The 14,939-nt window shown below is 50.8% G+C and carries 12 protein-coding genes; 10 read left to right on the forward strand and 2 right to left on the reverse strand.

Going from position 1 to position 14,939, the window contains the following annotated elements; genetic code table 11:
- Positions 1-80: 80 nt before the first annotated feature.
- Positions 81-602: a thermonuclease family protein gene (locus ABEA66_RS29100; protein ID WP_345593178.1), complete on the reverse strand. Its 522-nt coding sequence runs from the start codon at positions 600-602 to the stop codon at positions 81-83.
- A gap of 156 nt (positions 603-758) precedes the next feature.
- Between ABEA66_RS29100 and ABEA66_RS29105 the strand changes: the two genes are divergently transcribed.
- The 8 genes from ABEA66_RS29105 to galU all read left to right on the forward strand — a co-directional run bounded on the left by ABEA66_RS29105 (position 759) and on the right by galU (position 8,981).
- A complete protein-coding gene (locus tag ABEA66_RS29105) occupies positions 759-2,498 on the forward strand; it encodes a DNA repair helicase XPB (RefSeq protein WP_345593180.1) in 1,740 nt (579 codons plus the stop codon).
- Entirely contained in the window at positions 2,495-4,516 is a 2,022-nt protein-coding gene (locus tag ABEA66_RS29110; RefSeq protein ID WP_345593182.1) for a helicase-associated domain-containing protein, read from the forward strand. Before ABEA66_RS29105 ends, ABEA66_RS29110 begins: the two co-directional genes overlap by 4 nt.
- 78 nt (positions 4,517-4,594) lie before the next feature.
- A complete protein-coding gene (locus ABEA66_RS29115) occupies positions 4,595-5,056 on the forward strand; it encodes a YlbF/YmcA family competence regulator (RefSeq protein ID WP_079910348.1) in 462 nt (153 codons plus the stop codon).
- Positions 5,057-5,252: 196 nt separating this feature from the next.
- Complete coding sequence (locus ABEA66_RS29120; RefSeq protein WP_079910347.1) at positions 5,253-5,519, forward strand: YlbG family protein; 267 nt, start codon at positions 5,253-5,255, stop codon at positions 5,517-5,519.
- A gap of 164 nt (positions 5,520-5,683) precedes the next feature.
- On the forward strand, positions 5,684-6,121 hold the full coding sequence (locus ABEA66_RS29125; protein WP_079910346.1) for a hypothetical protein: 438 nt from the start codon (positions 5,684-5,686) through the stop codon (positions 6,119-6,121).
- 174 nt (positions 6,122-6,295) lie between these two features.
- Positions 6,296-7,207 carry a selenium metabolism-associated LysR family transcriptional regulator gene (locus tag ABEA66_RS29130; protein ID WP_079910345.1) on the forward strand — a complete coding sequence of 304 codons (912 nt, stop codon included), beginning with the start codon at positions 6,296-6,298 and terminating at the stop codon, positions 7,205-7,207.
- A 54-nt stretch (positions 7,208-7,261) separates the two neighbouring features.
- Entirely contained in the window at positions 7,262-8,119 is an 858-nt protein-coding gene (locus tag ABEA66_RS29135) for a PHP domain-containing protein (RefSeq protein ID WP_345593187.1), read from the forward strand.
- Positions 8,106-8,981, forward strand: coding sequence for a UTP--glucose-1-phosphate uridylyltransferase GalU (gene galU / locus ABEA66_RS29140; RefSeq protein ID WP_345593189.1), 876 nt, complete (start codon positions 8,106-8,108; stop codon positions 8,979-8,981). The genes ABEA66_RS29135 and galU overlap by 14 nt, the downstream gene beginning before the upstream one ends.
- A 119-nt stretch (positions 8,982-9,100) precedes the next feature.
- On the opposite strand, the gene ABEA66_RS29145 is transcribed toward galU, so the two are convergent.
- Complete coding sequence (locus ABEA66_RS29145; protein WP_345593191.1) at positions 9,101-10,900, reverse strand: Rqc2 family fibronectin-binding protein; 1,800 nt, start codon at positions 10,898-10,900, stop codon at positions 9,101-9,103.
- 224 nt (positions 10,901-11,124) lie between these two features.
- Between ABEA66_RS29145 and ABEA66_RS29150 the strand changes: the two genes are divergently transcribed.
- Positions 11,125-13,911, forward strand: coding sequence for a calcium-translocating P-type ATPase, SERCA-type (locus tag ABEA66_RS29150; RefSeq protein WP_345593193.1), 2,787 nt, complete (start codon positions 11,125-11,127; stop codon positions 13,909-13,911).
- A 172-nt stretch (positions 13,912-14,083) separates the two neighbouring features.
- Complete coding sequence (dapF, locus tag ABEA66_RS29155; protein ID WP_079910340.1) at positions 14,084-14,926, forward strand: diaminopimelate epimerase; 843 nt, start codon at positions 14,084-14,086, stop codon at positions 14,924-14,926.
- Positions 14,927-14,939 lie beyond the last annotated feature (13 nt).

The following is a 14,939-nucleotide window of genomic DNA, read 5'->3' on the forward strand; positions in this document are numbered from 1 at the left end:
AACCGCCGTATGCGGACCCGCATGTACGGTGGTGTGAGAGGACGGGGGTTAATCACCCCCTCCTACTCGATTTTGTTACCCTATTTCCTTTTTTTCTCGAACGCGGCATCGTAGTCTTTCCATAGCCCTTTTTGAGCTTTACGTGCAGCTTCCTGATCTTTTTTGAACAGATCTACGTACTTGACATTGGGAGGGAAGGTTGCCATTCTTGCATATCCCTCTTGCACCAAGGTCCGGTTAAACAGCTCGTCACCGATCCACACATAAGCGAGATAACGGTCATACTGGTCGCGCTTCTCCACGTCCCACTCCAGCTCGACAGTCTTGTTCTCCAAACGCTTGGCCGTATAGTCCGATGCTTCTTTACCATAGAACATGACGGGGGTATCCGCTTTTTTAGTCTCAGGCGTGTCTACTCCAATCATACGGACTCTTTCTTTTTTGCCGTCTTGATTGATTTCGAACGTATCACCGTCAATCACCCGTTCTACCATAACCGGCTCGCGGCTCTCTTTGGAAAGGGCTTTCTTTTCGTTGCATGCGGACAGAAAGACCGACATGCACATTAGCAGTACCGCAGCAATGACCCCGCATTTTTTCATTCCGTCACCCCATCTGTTAATCCGCGCTAATTCCTTATTGTAGTGCCTGGCCAATCCGCTTGTAAAGAGAGGATGTTTAAATATTCCTTTTTCCCCTCATACTATAATGAATAGGGCAATCGAGTAATTACGACAAAGTTCGGGAGGATTGAAGGAATGCAAATCGATTCCAAACGGCCGCTAATTGTGCAAAGTGATTTTACGATTTTGCTGGAAGTTCGCCATCCCCAATTTCATGCCATTCGCGCCGGATTAGCGCGGTTTGCAGATTTAATCAAAACACCGGAACATATTCATACCTACCGTATGTCGGCTTTGTCGCTGTGGAACGCGGCGGCTGCAGGGATGAGGACAGAGGAAATCACATTATTTCTGGAGGAAAACGCTAAATTCGGCGTTCCGCATACGATCAAACAAGACATTAAGAGGTTTGTAGAGCGCTACGGCTTGATAAGAATCGAGAGCTTGGGAGAGGATTTGCTGCTGATTTCCGACGATGTGGAAGCGATTAAAGAAATGGTTTCATTCAGATCGCTCCGTTCTTATGGCTTATGCCAGGTAGACTCGAGAACACTCCGTTTCTCGGCGGCGTACCGCGGGGCATTGAAGCAGGAATTGATTAAGCTGGGCTATCCTGTGGAGGATTTGGCCGGCTATAGCCGCGGGGAAGAGCTTCCGATTCGACTAAAGTCCGAGGGAAAAGCGGGAAAAGCGTTTCAGCTGAGAGATTACCAGAGCTCCGCCGTGGAATCCTTCTACCGCGACGGTACGCTCCAGGGCGGCAGCGGCGTACTTGTACTGCCCTGCGGAGCCGGCAAGACCATCATTGGCATTGCGGCCATGGGCAAATTAAACTGTGCCACCTTAATTTTGACGACCAACAGCACCTCCGTCCGCCAATGGAAGCGCGAAATTCTGGACAAGACGGATGCAACAGAGGACATGGTGGGTGAATACACTGGTCATATGAAGGACGTCAGGCCTATAACGATCGCTACCTATCAAATATTAACTTATCGCAAGTCCAAGAATGACCTGTTTAAGCATATGGATTTATTCAATAAAAGGGACTGGGGCTTGATTGTGTACGATGAGGTCCATTTGCTCCCCGCCCCGGTATTTCGCGTTACAGCGGATATTCAGGCGACCAGAAGATTGGGGCTGACCGCCACGCTTGTCCGGGAAGACGGCAGGGAAGAGGACGTCTTCTCTCTTGTCGGCCCCAAGCGATATGATATGCCATGGAAGGAGCTGGAGGAAAAGGGCTGGATAGCTTCCGTCACCTGTACCGAAATCCGCATCCCGCTCCCAGAAGCCGAACGCGATCAATATCTTGCTGCAGGGGCCAGGGCACAAATGAGAATTGCCAGCGAAAACCCGGCAAAGCTGGCTGTTGTTGATGAGCTTCTGGAGCGTCACCGCGGCGATCAAGTGATTATTATAGGTCAATATATCGATCAGCTGAAGCATATTTCCAAGGTAACCGGAGCGCCGTTGATTTACGGTCAAATGCCTCATGAGGAGAGGGAAATGTGGTATGGCAAATTTCGAACCGGTGAGCTTCAAACGATTATCGTTTCGAAGGTTGCCAATTTTGCGGTTGATTTGCCCGATGCCTCGGTTGCCATTCAGCTGTCGGGCAGCTTCGGCTCGCGCCAAGAGGAAGCGCAAAGACTCGGACGCATATTGCGCCCGAAGGAAGAGCTCAATAAAGCCAGCTTTTATTCTATTGTCAGTGCCGATACCAAGGAGCAGGAATTTGCATTGAACCGTCAGCTGTTCCTAATTGAGCAAGGCTATACCTACCGTATCGAGGAAAGAGGGGTGGACACGGTGAGAGCAAACCGTTTGCAAACGGCTCATCCAACGGAGAGACAGGAGGCTGTATTTCCATGAATCAGGCTGACTATTTGGCCAGGATACCGCAAACCCTGCGCAAACAAATCGAAGCGGAGGAGGTATACGCCCCTTGGCTGAGACAGGGACATACATTGGAGAACATAACCCAGAGCCAGGTCATCATGGAAACGGTCTATAACCAAATGACACAGCAGGAACGGCGGGTGCTGCAGCTCATTGTATCGGCTATTGGCAGTGAGCCTTTTGATAACGGGAGGCTGGACAAGCTGGCCGCTCGGACCATGTCAGGTGCGGATACGAAGGTCGGACTGCTGCTGCTGCTGAAAAAAGGCATTTGTTTTGCTTTCCGCAAATCGTGGGGAGAGCATGTATATCGGATGGCGATGGATACCCTTGCCTTGTGGCATCAAATTCTGTTCCCGTCTGAAGACGGGGAGGGCTCTGATGAACCCGCCCGTAATGACATTGAGATTACGCATACGGGAGGAAGAGGGCTCACGGAGGATCTGTTTCAAACGCTAGTCTATCTCGGGCAGCAGCCGATCAAGCTAACCAAGGGCGGATCGATTCCGAAACGGCAGCTGCAAAAATTGGGCGAGCTCATCTCTCTCAACGACGAATGGTTAGAAGGAACCGGCATAAAATATGTTTATGCGGACCTCTACTCTTACAAAATAGCGGTGATGATGGAATGCCTGACCCGGCTTCAATTGATACGGAGCCACGCAGAAAGCCTCGAGCTGGATGGAGGAAATGTAAGAAGCTGGCTGCAGCAGCATGAGACTGTTCAAACAGCGGCCCTGTACCGAACATGGAAGTCAGCGGTTTTTCCGGGCGAAGCTTGGATGCAGCATGCGGTTCTTTGGCTGGATGGGAAGACAGAGGAACGATGGATCTCTTGGCAGCAGCTGGAACTGTGGCTTCAGACTCACCAGCTTCTTCCGAACGAACCGGATGGAGAAAGCGCTGAAACCAGACCGGAAGCATTCGAACGCATGTGGCTTCTTCCGCTTATTGCATTTGGCTGGCTGGAAAAAGGGATGGACCGCATGGGCTCCCTTTATTACCGTTGGCGGCGACATCCGTTGAATACCTCCTTAGCGGTTGAAGAGGATGCTAAATTGTATGTGCAGCCTGATTTTGAAATCCTGGTTCCACCCGATGTTTCTTATTCCTTGCGATGGGAGCTGGCCCAGTTCTCGGATCAGCATACCTTTGATGCACTATCCATATATAAGGTTAATAAAGAAAGCATACAGAGAGCCCTCGAGAACGGGCGTACTCTGGAGGAGATGTTGGATTTTCTGACGCTTCACTCCTTGTACGAGGTGCCTGAGAATGTAAAGCTGACTTTGGAGCAATGGGCCAAGCCGTTTGGCCAGCTTCAGCTTGCCAAGGTCATCCTTTTGCGCTGCGAAACCGTCGAAGCGGCTGATACGGTGAGGAAGCTGACGGCGTCATCGGACTGCTTCCTGGAAGCTGTCGGTGACAAGGCATGGATCGTAAAAGCGGATCAGCTGGGCTCTTTAAGAGCTATTCTCGATAAAGCAGGCTGGATGCCCGGCAAGCTGGTTTTGCTGGACGGATCGGCTGAGGGTGTTTCTGAGGCGAAAGGAAGCATGGAAAAGCCGGCGGCGGGCGCAAACGGGAACGGCGAATCTGCACAGGCAGAATGGAGATTGGATTTAACAGTCAAGGGATTCCTGTATTCCCGACATAATATAGGGCTTTACGAGATGGAGCAGCGTCTTCCTCATATCGCCGAGCTTTACCCTGATTTGAACGGAATCCCGTCAAGCTGGATGAAGGATTACCGTACCTATCACGCATCTACCCGCAGAGAGATGGTTGAGAAAGCGATGGAATGGAAGGCGGCAGTCCAGGTCCGCTATAACGGGCGGGACCGGCTTATTGCGCCTAGAAAGCTTCAGGAAACCCGCGGCACCTGGAGCATGATCGGGCTGGACCCGTCGGAAATGCAGGAGGTATGCTGGCTTGCTGATGATTGGCAGGAAATGAAAATGATCTTGCCTGGGATAAATGATAAATATTGATGCAACAAATGAGCCCAATGTATGATATGATAGACTTGTCTGGCCCGAATAAATATTGAAGATTAGGCAGGTGCTATTATGGCAGCTATTGAAGCTCAAACGTTGGACATGTCTGCCATTTTGATGCAGGCTTACAGCTTGGGTGATTTGATTAAAGACTCCGCGGAGACGGCGGATTATTTATATTGGAAGAAGAGAAAAGAAGAAGACCCGCAGGTGCAGGAGCTGCTGAAGCTGTTTCAGAAGAAGAAGGATCTGTTTGAAGAATGCCAGCGCTTCGGGCATTTTCATCCTGATTACCACAGTGCACTGGAGCAGGCCAGGTCCATTCAGGAACAGCTGGACAGCTTGGAGACCGTCAGAAGGTTCAAGGAGGCGGAGCAGCGTCTTGACGAATTGCTCTTCTCCGTATCGGAGACGATAGCCCGCAGCGTATCGGACACGATCAAGGTACCGAGCAACGATCCTCTTGCTTCCGGGGGCGGCTGTTCCTCGGGAAGCTGCTCTTCCGGAGGCTCTTGCTCAGGCAACTGCGGATAGCTCCTTACAAGGTTTGCCGGGGGGCCTTCCCAAGGCCCCTCCGCTTTCTTTGCTTTTCCCCGCGGCATCCTTTTGCGATTTGCGATTTACATAAGCAGTAAGCAAAGATGCCAGCGCTTCCAATTTTAGAAGATCGGATTCTTCGTTAGTTCCGAATTCATTATATTTATCCTCCCGTTAGAAAGAAGGGTTGACTATGTTTATCGATCGAAGCGGTCTTATCGTTTGGTTCAGTGATATTAAAGCCGCAGCCAAGCAGCTTGAACGCTATGGAAGCGTCCATTTTATTTCCAAAAGAATGCATTATGCAGCCATGTATGTCCACAGCAGCAAGCTGGAGGAGACGATGAAGCAGCTGCAAAAGCTGCCGTTTGTAAAAAAGGTGGAGCGTTCCTACCGTAACGAAATCAAGACAGAATATACAAGCAATATGCCGGATAAAACCCGATTCTACAGCCTGTAAATCAAAATGTACCGGGAAAAGCTTTCTTTCGAGAAAGCTTTTTTATTTTCTTTTCTAAAGATTTTTTTATTTGGATTCATATTTTAAATCAAGTAAAATGAAAGTGCTATCGATTTTGTACATAGGCGAAAAGGACCAATTTAATGGGCGAGGGGTTGTGATTTATGAGAGATAAAGCAGCACACCGTTCCAACAACTGCGATCCGTACTTTGTTGCCCTTGGTGATAAAAAAATTACGGATATCGTAATCACAAATCATGCTCGGATCCGCTGGACTGATAGGGTGGAGAACCGGAAAACCGGATTCGACGACATCTGCGATTTTTTATGGAGCAAGCTTAAAGAAGGCAGGATTAAATCTTATTACAAAAACGGCGAGGACGTTTTTTTGGTGGATGAGGATCTTGTTATGGTCGCAGAATTTACAACCTTTGATCCGGATACAATGTACGGTCAGCATCGGCTGCACCGTATGGTTATCGTTACATTTTTAGGCCGTATGTCCGAAACGATTGAGTTAAGAGACCTGAAGTCCTATTATTCCTGGCTTCGACATTCGCGCAGAATGACATTAATAAAAAACAGCCGCAAAAGAAGGTAAGCGCCTTCATACAAAGGGGTTGCCAAAGCTTTCCGCTTCAACGGGCGGAAGGCTTTTTTCTGTTTATGAGCATGGTTCCACCAGATGTAGCAAGGGGTTGGCGGCGTTCCCTTTTGAGTCGCACTTTTCTTTGCTATAATAGGGCTACAATGCAAGTTGGAGGTAGTAGGAGAGATGGCACTTAATTTTCACCAGCTTCATATTTTTTATACGGTTGCGGAAAAAGGGAGCTTTTCTCATGCTGCTCAAGCCCTTCATATGACACAGCCTGCAGTAACGATGCAGGTTCAATCGCTTGAAGACTATTTTGGCACCAAGCTGTTCAATCGCTCCACCAAAAAAATTGAACTGTCGGAGGCGGGAAGAACGCTGCTGCCTTTTGCAAAGCGCAGTATAGACTTGATGAAGGAAACGGATATCAGCATGTCCAGGTTTACCCATATGCTCGAGGATAGGCTTTATTTGGGTGCGAGCATGACCGTAGGCGAATATATATTGCCTAGGCTGCTGGGTCCTTTCGGCAAAGAGTATCCGAACATCTCCGTTAGCATGAAAGTCATTAATACGAGGCAAATATTGGAAGAAGTACTCAACCATCAATTGAACTTCGGCTTGGTAGAGGCGGAAATTCACCATCCCGATGTCCATACGGAAGCCGTCATGAACGATGAGCTCATGCTCATTGTTCCTAAAGATCATCCTTTATCCGGCAAAAGCACGGTGAAGATGGAAGAGGTTCTGCAGTATCCTTTCGTGCTTCGGGAACAGGGCTCGGGAACCAGAAGAGTTATGGAGGAGGAGCTGGCAAGGGCGGGCATTGACCCGGGAAACATGAAAATCGTGATGGAGCTTGGAAGTACAGGAGCAGTCAAATCGGCGGTTGAAGCCGGTTTGGGGATATCCATTCTCTCCCAGTCCTCCGTGAAGCATGAGGTTGCCCTCAAGGTGCTTGAAGTCAAGCAAATCGAGGGAATCCACTTCAAGCGAAGCTTTTATGCCATCTATTTGAATTCGACGATATTGCCGATCGCGGCGGTTACTTTCGTATCGTTTTTGCGGGAGCGCGATTTAAGTCAGTGGATTTGATGCTTTGGAGCATGTAGCTTTTGTTGTTTGTACATAAAAAGGGGGACGAAACGTTTGCTTTATGCAGATTTACATACACATACACTGGCTTCGGACGGGACGCAGTCTGCCTCGGAGAATGTAAGGCTCGCTTGCGAAGCGGGCATGGGAGCCGTAGCTGTGACGGACCACGATACGGTAGCGGGGATTGAGGAAGCGCTGGAAGCAGGCAGCCGGCTTGGGATTATTGTAGTCCCCGGGGTTGAGATCAGCACCATGTCCAAAGGGCAGGATATTCATGTGCTCGGCTATTTTATCAATCATCGCGATCCGCTGCTGTTGGAGCGGCTGGGTGAAATACGTCAGGTTCGCGATCGGCGTAATGAGATGATGATAGCGCGCCTGAATGAGCTTGGAATGGAAATTACGATGGATGATGTGAAGGCATCGCTTATTCAGTCTAAGAAGCAAGACGAGACGATCGGAAGACCGCATATTGCCGACGCTTTGGTAAGAAAAGGGTACGCAGCTTCGATGACCGAAGCCTTTGATCGCTATCTCGGTAAGGACGGCGCGGCTTATGTCAATCCGCCGCGTATTGGTCCGGCTGCCGCGATCCAATGGATATTGGAGTCCGGCGGCGTTCCTGTTCTGGCTCATCCCGGGCTGTACGACCAGGACGAGCTCATAGGCGAGCTTGCCGCACAAGGGTTGGCAGGCTTGGAGGTGTACCATTCCGACCATACGCCGGAGCAGGAGGCCCATTACAAGCAGCTGGCTGAGCAATATCATTTGATTATGACAGCTGGTTCCGATTTTCACGGCGAACGGAACGGGGTTGTATTCCATGCCCCGATCGGCTCGCGCCAAATCTCGGTGGAAGTCATTGAGCAGCTGCGTCAAGCAAGGAGGAACGCAAATGAACGTTCGTAAAGCCATCATTCCTGCCGCAGGGCTCGGCACCCGTTTTTTGCCGGCAACCAAAGCCCAGCCGAAAGAAATGCTGCCTATAGTCGATAAACCCGCTATTCAGTACATAGTTGAAGAAGCGATCGAATCGGGTATCGAGGACATTATGATCGTGACGGGCCGCAATAAACGGGCTATTGAGGATCATTTTGACAAATCCGTGGAGCTGGAAATGATGCTCGAGGAGAAGGATAATCAGGAGCTGCTGGATATCGTACGCAAGGTATCCAATTTGGCGGATGTTCACTACATTCGTCAAAAGCAGCCCTTGGGGCTCGGACATGCGGTCTTGTGCGCGCGCAAGTTTATCGGCAATGAGCCGTTTGCCGTACTTCTGGGTGACGATATTATCCAATCGGAGCCGCCGTGTCTAAAGCAAATGATCGACCTGTTCGAACAGACGGAAACGGCGGTCATAGCAACACAGCAAGTTCCCTGGGAGGATGTGAACAAGTACGGCATCGTATCGCCGTCGCAGAAATCAGGCACATTCTCCTATATTGACGATCTTGTGGAGAAGCCTGATCGTGATCATGCGCCGTCCAATATGGCCGTTATCGGCAGATATATCATCACTCCTGAAATATTTGGCATATTGGAGAAGTGCGAGCCGGGAAGAGGCGGGGAGATACAGCTGACGGATGCGCTTCGTATCTTGAACCGGGAGCGGCAGATGGTGGTATATCCGATTCAGGGCAAACGATACGATGTCGGGGACAAGCTCGGCTATATCGAAGCGACTATAGAATTCGCCCTGCAAAGAAAAGAGCTTCAAGGGGCGTTAAAAGCTTACCTGACCCAGTTAACAGAGCCGTGGCGCGGCTAAGAAAAAGACAAGACCGGACAACCGGTCTTGTCTTTTTCATTGTCTGAATCAGGTATCGAAAGCAATGCCCGTTCTGTGGGGTCAGGTTGTTTCCAAACAGACTCGCCCACATTACGGGGTTATTTTATACTTACAGGCATTCGTTTGATCATGTCAGCGTCAGGAGTGACGAACAGCGTCTTCTGATGATCGTAAATAACGAAGCCGGGCTTGGCGCCGCTGGGCTTGCGCACATGCTTGATGAACGTATAGTCGACGGGGACCTGGCTCGATTCCTTGGCCTGACTGAAATAGGCGGCTAGCTGCGCGGCTTCATGCAGAGTCTGCTCATTAAATTGATTGCTGCGGATGACGACATGAGAGCCGGGAATGTCCTTCGTATGCAGCCAGGTATCGCCGGATTGGGCGAGCCGGTTGGTCAAATATTCATTTTGCGTGTTGTTCTTGCCTACGTAGATTGGTATGCCTTCCGTTGAGGTAAAGCAGGAAAGAGAAGGCTTCTGATTCGGTTTCTTCTTGCGTGATTTTTTGCCGCGGTCGCGAATGTACCCCTGCTCCACCAATTCCTCGCGGATTTCCTCAATATCGCTGAGCGAGGCGGTGCCAAGCTGCTGCAGTAATCCTTCCAAATACCGGATTTCCTCATGCGTTTGCTCCAATTGCTCGTTGACGGCAATCAGGCTGTTTTTGCTTTTCGTATATTTCTTGAAATAGCGCTGTGCATTCTCGGAAGCCGTCAGCAGCGGGTCCAAAGCAATGGTGATCGGCCTTTGCTCCTCGTCATAATAGTTGATGACCTCGATCTCCGAATCGCCTTTTTGGATATGATGCATCGAAGCCGTCAGCAGCTCTCCAAGAATCCGGAATTTATCCGCATCCTGCGCTTCCTCCAGCGTTTCCTGAAGCTTGTCGAGCTTTTTGATGTTTTTGCTTCGTTCATTTTGAAGAAAGCGGAGCAAATCCGACACGCGCTGCTTCACTGTGTCCCGCTCGGCTTTATCTCCGTAAAAAGCTTCAAGGCATTCGCTTACGGAAGGGTAGTGCGTTACGGTTCCCTGGATATGCGATAGCTCGGTTATGGAAAAATAGGCTTTCCCGTTCGCCTCCCGCTCGCAAATGTTCGGCTGCGATTGGTCCTGGCGAAGCTGCTCGATTAGAGCGTGGAATTGCTCCCATAGCAGGGCGGCGTTCTCCTCCGGAGTATTCGCATCGGTTAATGGAGGATGGCAGCGGGATGTCAATTCCTTGGCTACAAGCGGACTGAAGCCGCTGAACCGGTTTACGATCCGCTGCTCCCAGGTTTCATCGCCAGGCGCCGAACGGGGCTTATCCAGCTCATCCTGCTCTAGATCAGGCAGCGGGCTTGTAACGCTTGCAATAAAGCCTTCCTTATTCACGTCAAAAGGATGCTGCTTATGCTGCTCGGGAGGTGACACATATTGACTTCCCGGCATGACGATCCGATAGCTGCTGATGGCCGGGGTAACGTGATGAATCCCGTCGATGATAGTCCCTGCTGAAGGGTCCACTAAAATAATGTTGCTGTGACGGCCCATGATTTCGATTATCAGCGTTTTGCTGCTCATATCGCCAAGCTCATCGCGCTGGCGTATTTGCATATGGATGACCCGTTCGAGTCCGGGCTGAGTGATGCTCTCGATAATTCCGCTCTCACAATGCTTGCGGAGCAGCATGCAGAACATGGGGGCTTCCAGCGGGTTCAGGAAGCTCTGCTCTGTCAGATGTACCCTCGGATAGGTAGGGTTTGCTGACAGAAGAAGCTTCAGGTTGCTCCCCTGAGCTCTTAACTGCAGGACAATATCATGCTCGGAGGGCATGTGAACTTTATTGATTCTGCCGCCCACACAACGCTGCAGCTCATGCACAAGGCTGTGGACGACCAGTCCGTCTAACGACATGTTTGAGACAACTCCAATCGATGATTCAAGAATAAGATAATGGTAAAGTACCATTCTCTATCATGCCATATTTTCGCTAAAAACTTAAGTCCGTTTTCCTTTGTGCTATTTTGCGGCTTGTCTGAATACATTTACTAAAAGAAGCTGTCCTTGTGGTGATGTTCCGAACAGGGGAGGCATCGTAACAACCTTTTTGGTACAACCTTTTGGGAGGGAATGAGCAGATGGGTCACAAGCAGTGGTATCAAATGACGGCTGAGGAAATTCTGCAAATCCAGCAGATCGAACCGTCACAGGGGCTCTCTTCAGAAGAGGCGGAGAGGCGATTAAAGGAGCATGGTCACAATGAACTGTCCGAGGGGAAGAAAATATCGCCGCTCTCCCTTTTCCTAAACCAGTTTAAAGATTTCATGGTGCTGGTGCTGATGGGGGCGACGTTAATTTCCGGGCTCCTGGGAGAATATTTGGATGCGATCACCATTATCGCCATTATCATCATGAACGGTATTCTGGGCTTTATTCAGGAGTTCCGTGCCGAACGGTCGCTTCGTGCTCTCAAGGAGCTTTCGGCACCCAACGCGAAGGTCGTGAGGGGCGGATTGATCGAGCATATTCCGGCCAAGCACCTTGTTCCCGGCGATGTCGTCGTCATGGAAAGCGGGGACCGGATCCCTGCCGATCTGAGGTTTATCGACGCCAACGGCTTGTACGTGGAGGAATCGGCGCTGACCGGAGAATCGGTGCCTGTTGGCAAGCACACAGCTGCGCTTCAAGCTGAAGAAGTGCCGCTTGGAGATCAGCGGAATCTTGGCTTCATGGGAACGATGATTACGCGCGGAACGGCCAAAGGAATTGTTGTACGTACCGGAATGAATACGGAAATGGGGAAAATTGCCGATTTGATTCAAAGCACGGAATCCATGGATACGCCGCTTCAGCATCGTTTGGAGCAGCTCGGCAAAATACTAATCATCGTCGCTTTGGCGCTGACCGTTCTTGTTGTCGTAGCAGGTATCGTGCATGGACAAGAGCCATACGGCATGTTCTTGGCTGGAGTCAGCTTGGCGGTGGCCGCCATTCCTGAAGGGCTTCCCGCTATCGTTACCATCGCGCTGGCATTGGGCGTGCAGCGGATGATTCAGCGCAAGGCGATCGTAAGGAAGCTGCCTTCCGTCGAAACGCTGGGCTGCGCATCGGTCATTTGTTCCGATAAGACGGGCACCCTGACACAAAATAAGATGACGGTTACTCATCTGTGGCTGGGGGGCAGCCTGTTGGAGGTAACCGGGGACGGATACGCCCCGCATGGTGACATTCTTCAAAAAGGTGCCCAAGTCAATCTGAAGAAAAACCAGATGCTGCGGAGACTTCTTCAAGTATCGGTGCTGTGTAATAATGCGATACTAGTTGAAGAAAAGCAGGAGACCAAACGCAAGAAGCAGGAGGAAGATTCGCCGGTTTCTTCATGGAATATCAAAGGGGACCCGACCGAGGGAGCGCTTGTCGTTCTCGGAGCGAAGGCCGGGATGACGCAGCAGTCCATCGAAGGCTTGTACAGGCGTGTAGGGGAATATCCTTTTGATTCGGAGCGCAAGCGTATGTCGGTGCTTGTGGAGCACCAAGGCGGCCGAATGGTATGCACGAAGGGGGCGCCCGACGTGCTTCTGAATCAATGCTCCTATGTCCTGTGGGACGATAGAGTGATTCCGTTTACAACGACCCTGAAGCAAAAGGTGCTGGCAGCCAACGAAGGCATGGCAAACAACGCGCTCCGTGTTCTCGGCGTGGCTTACCGTGATGTTAAGCCTACAGAGCGCTGCGATGCAGAGGAGGAGGTCGAAAGCGGACTCATCTTCATCGGTTTGGCCGGAATGATCGACCCGCCTCGCAAGGAAGTACGAGATGCCATCTCCAAATGCCGCAAGGCGGGCATCAAGACGGTCATGATTACAGGGGATCATCAGTCCACAGCCGAGGCCATCGCCAAGCAGCTGGGCATTCTCCCGCCTAACGGTGGACTGGCACTCAACGGTCATCAGCTGAGTCAGATGTCGGACGACGATCTGGACGCTCGGGTTGACGATACCTACGTGTATGCGCGGGTATCCCCTGAGCACAAGCTGCGAATCGTGAAGTCGCTGCAAAGAAAAGGTCATGTCGTAGCGATGACGGGGGATGGCGTTAACGACGCGCCTGCTATTAAAGCGGCGGATATCGGGATAGCAATGGGCATCAGCGGCACGGACGTATCGAAGGAAGCTTCGGCGCTTGTGCTTAGTGACGATAACTTTGCAACGATAGTGGCAGCAATAGAGGAAGGGCGCGGAATTTATGAGAACATCCGCAAGTTTATCCGTTATTTGCTCGCATCCAATGTAGGCGAGATTATGACCATGTTTCTTGCTATGATGGCAGGTCTTCCGCTGCCGTTAATTCCGATTCAGATTTTGTGGGTCAATCTGGTAACAGACGGTCTTCCGGCAATGGCTCTCGGCGTCGACCAGGCGGAAAAGGATCTCATGCAGCAAAAGCCGCGCCCGGCAAGGGAAAATATATTTGCCCGGCGTCTTGGCTGGAAAATTATTAGCCGCGGGATTCTGATCGGCGTATGTACCCTGGCCGCGTTCATGATCATGCTCCATCAAGGAGGCAAGAATGAGGCGGACGTACTGGTAAAAGCTCAGACGGTTGCCTTCGCTACGTTGGTTATGGCTCAGCTGATTCATGTCTTTGACTGCCGCAGCTCCCGCTCGATCTTCCACCGCAATCCGCTTCAGAACGGCTACCTGGTGCTCGCTGTCGTTTCATCGCTGATCCTTATGCTGGCGGTATTGTATGTAGAGCAGCTTCAGCCGATTTTCAAAACCGTTCCGCTCGGGTGGAAGGATTGGATTATCGTATTGATTTTCGCAGGTATTCCGACGTTCTTCATGGGCTTCGGCAGCCTGATGAGCAAGCCGTCCAAGCGCAAACCGATCCGTTACGGCAGCGCCAAACCGGCGGCAAGATAACCAGATTCCGCAAGACCGGCGATGGGAAAAATGCCCATGAGCCGGTTTTTTGCTTTTTAGCCCGAAATCGGTTAAAATTTTGCGGAAAAACTATGCATTACCTTGTTTTTGCGTTATGATAATGGCTAAACCAAAAGAATACGGGAGCAGGATAGAAAGCAGGGGAGAAGCAATGAACTTTACAAAAATGCATGGACTCGGGAATGATTTTATCGTTGTCGGAGGAGAAAAGGAACTCCCTGCCGATGCGAGCCAGCTTGCGGTCCGGCTGTGCAGCCGGTTTTTCGGAATCGGGGCAGACGGTTTAGTATATATACTTCCTTCAGAAATAGCGGATTACAAGATGAGAATTATAAATTCGGACGGCTCTGAATCCGAACAATGCGGCAATGCAGTTCGCTGTGTTGCCAAATATATTTACGAGCATGGTCTGGTCGACCCTGATAGACGGGAGATCACGGTGGAAACGATCGGAGCGGGAGCTCAACAAGTGCAGCTCACGGTTGATAATGGGAAGGTGACAGCAGTCCGTGTAGATATGGGGGCGCCGATATTAAAAGGAACGGAAGTGCCGACGGCGCTCGACCTCGATGTCGTATTGAATCACCCTATCGAAGTAGACGGACGCCAGTTTGCGTTTACAGCCGTTTCGATGGGGAATCCTCACTGCGTAATCTATGTGGAGGATGCCGTAGGCTTTGACTTGGCCGCTTGGGGACCCAAGCTTGAAGTGCATCCTATGTTTCCTCGCCGCGTCAACGTAGAATTTGTAACGGTCAAATCCCCCGTCGCTATGGATATGCGAGTATGGGAGCGGGGAGCGGGACCGACGCTCGCTTGCGGAACTGGAGCCTGTGCGACGCTGGTTGCCTCCGTTCTGAACGGTAAGTCGGAGCGTTCGGCCACGGTTTCCTTAAAAGGCGGGGATTTATTCATAGAATGGGACGAGGCAAGCAATCACGTGTTCATGACCGGTCCGGCGGAGCAAGTGTTCGAAGGCACCGTAACATTGTAATGAGCGCATTTAT

Source organism: Paenibacillus vulneris (genome assembly GCF_039543185.1).
Lineage (GTDB): Bacteria > Bacillota > Bacilli > Paenibacillales > NBRC-103111 > Paenibacillus_S > Paenibacillus_S vulneris.

Coding starts and splice junctions, on each gene's coding strand:
- ABEA66_RS29100 (WP_345593178.1), bottom strand. CDS start 602: ATGAAAAAATGCGGGGTCATTGCTGCGGTACTGCTAATGTGCATGTCG.
- ABEA66_RS29105 (WP_345593180.1), top strand. CDS start 759: ATGCAAATCGATTCCAAACGGCCGCTAATTGTGCAAAGTGATTTTACG.
- ABEA66_RS29110 (WP_345593182.1), top strand. CDS start 2,495: ATGAATCAGGCTGACTATTTGGCCAGGATACCGCAAACCCTGCGCAAA.
- ABEA66_RS29115 (WP_079910348.1), top strand. CDS start 4,595: ATGGCAGCTATTGAAGCTCAAACGTTGGACATGTCTGCCATTTTGATG.
- ABEA66_RS29120 (WP_079910347.1), top strand. CDS start 5,253: ATGTTTATCGATCGAAGCGGTCTTATCGTTTGGTTCAGTGATATTAAA.
- ABEA66_RS29125 (WP_079910346.1), top strand. CDS start 5,684: ATGAGAGATAAAGCAGCACACCGTTCCAACAACTGCGATCCGTACTTT.
- ABEA66_RS29130 (WP_079910345.1), top strand. CDS start 6,296: ATGGCACTTAATTTTCACCAGCTTCATATTTTTTATACGGTTGCGGAA.
- galU (WP_345593189.1), top strand. CDS start 8,106: ATGAACGTTCGTAAAGCCATCATTCCTGCCGCAGGGCTCGGCACCCGT.
- ABEA66_RS29145 (WP_345593191.1), bottom strand. CDS start 10,900: ATGTCGTTAGACGGACTGGTCGTCCACAGCCTTGTGCATGAGCTGCAG.
- ABEA66_RS29150 (WP_345593193.1), top strand. CDS start 11,125: ATGGGTCACAAGCAGTGGTATCAAATGACGGCTGAGGAAATTCTGCAA.
- dapF (WP_079910340.1), top strand. CDS start 14,084: ATGAACTTTACAAAAATGCATGGACTCGGGAATGATTTTATCGTTGTC.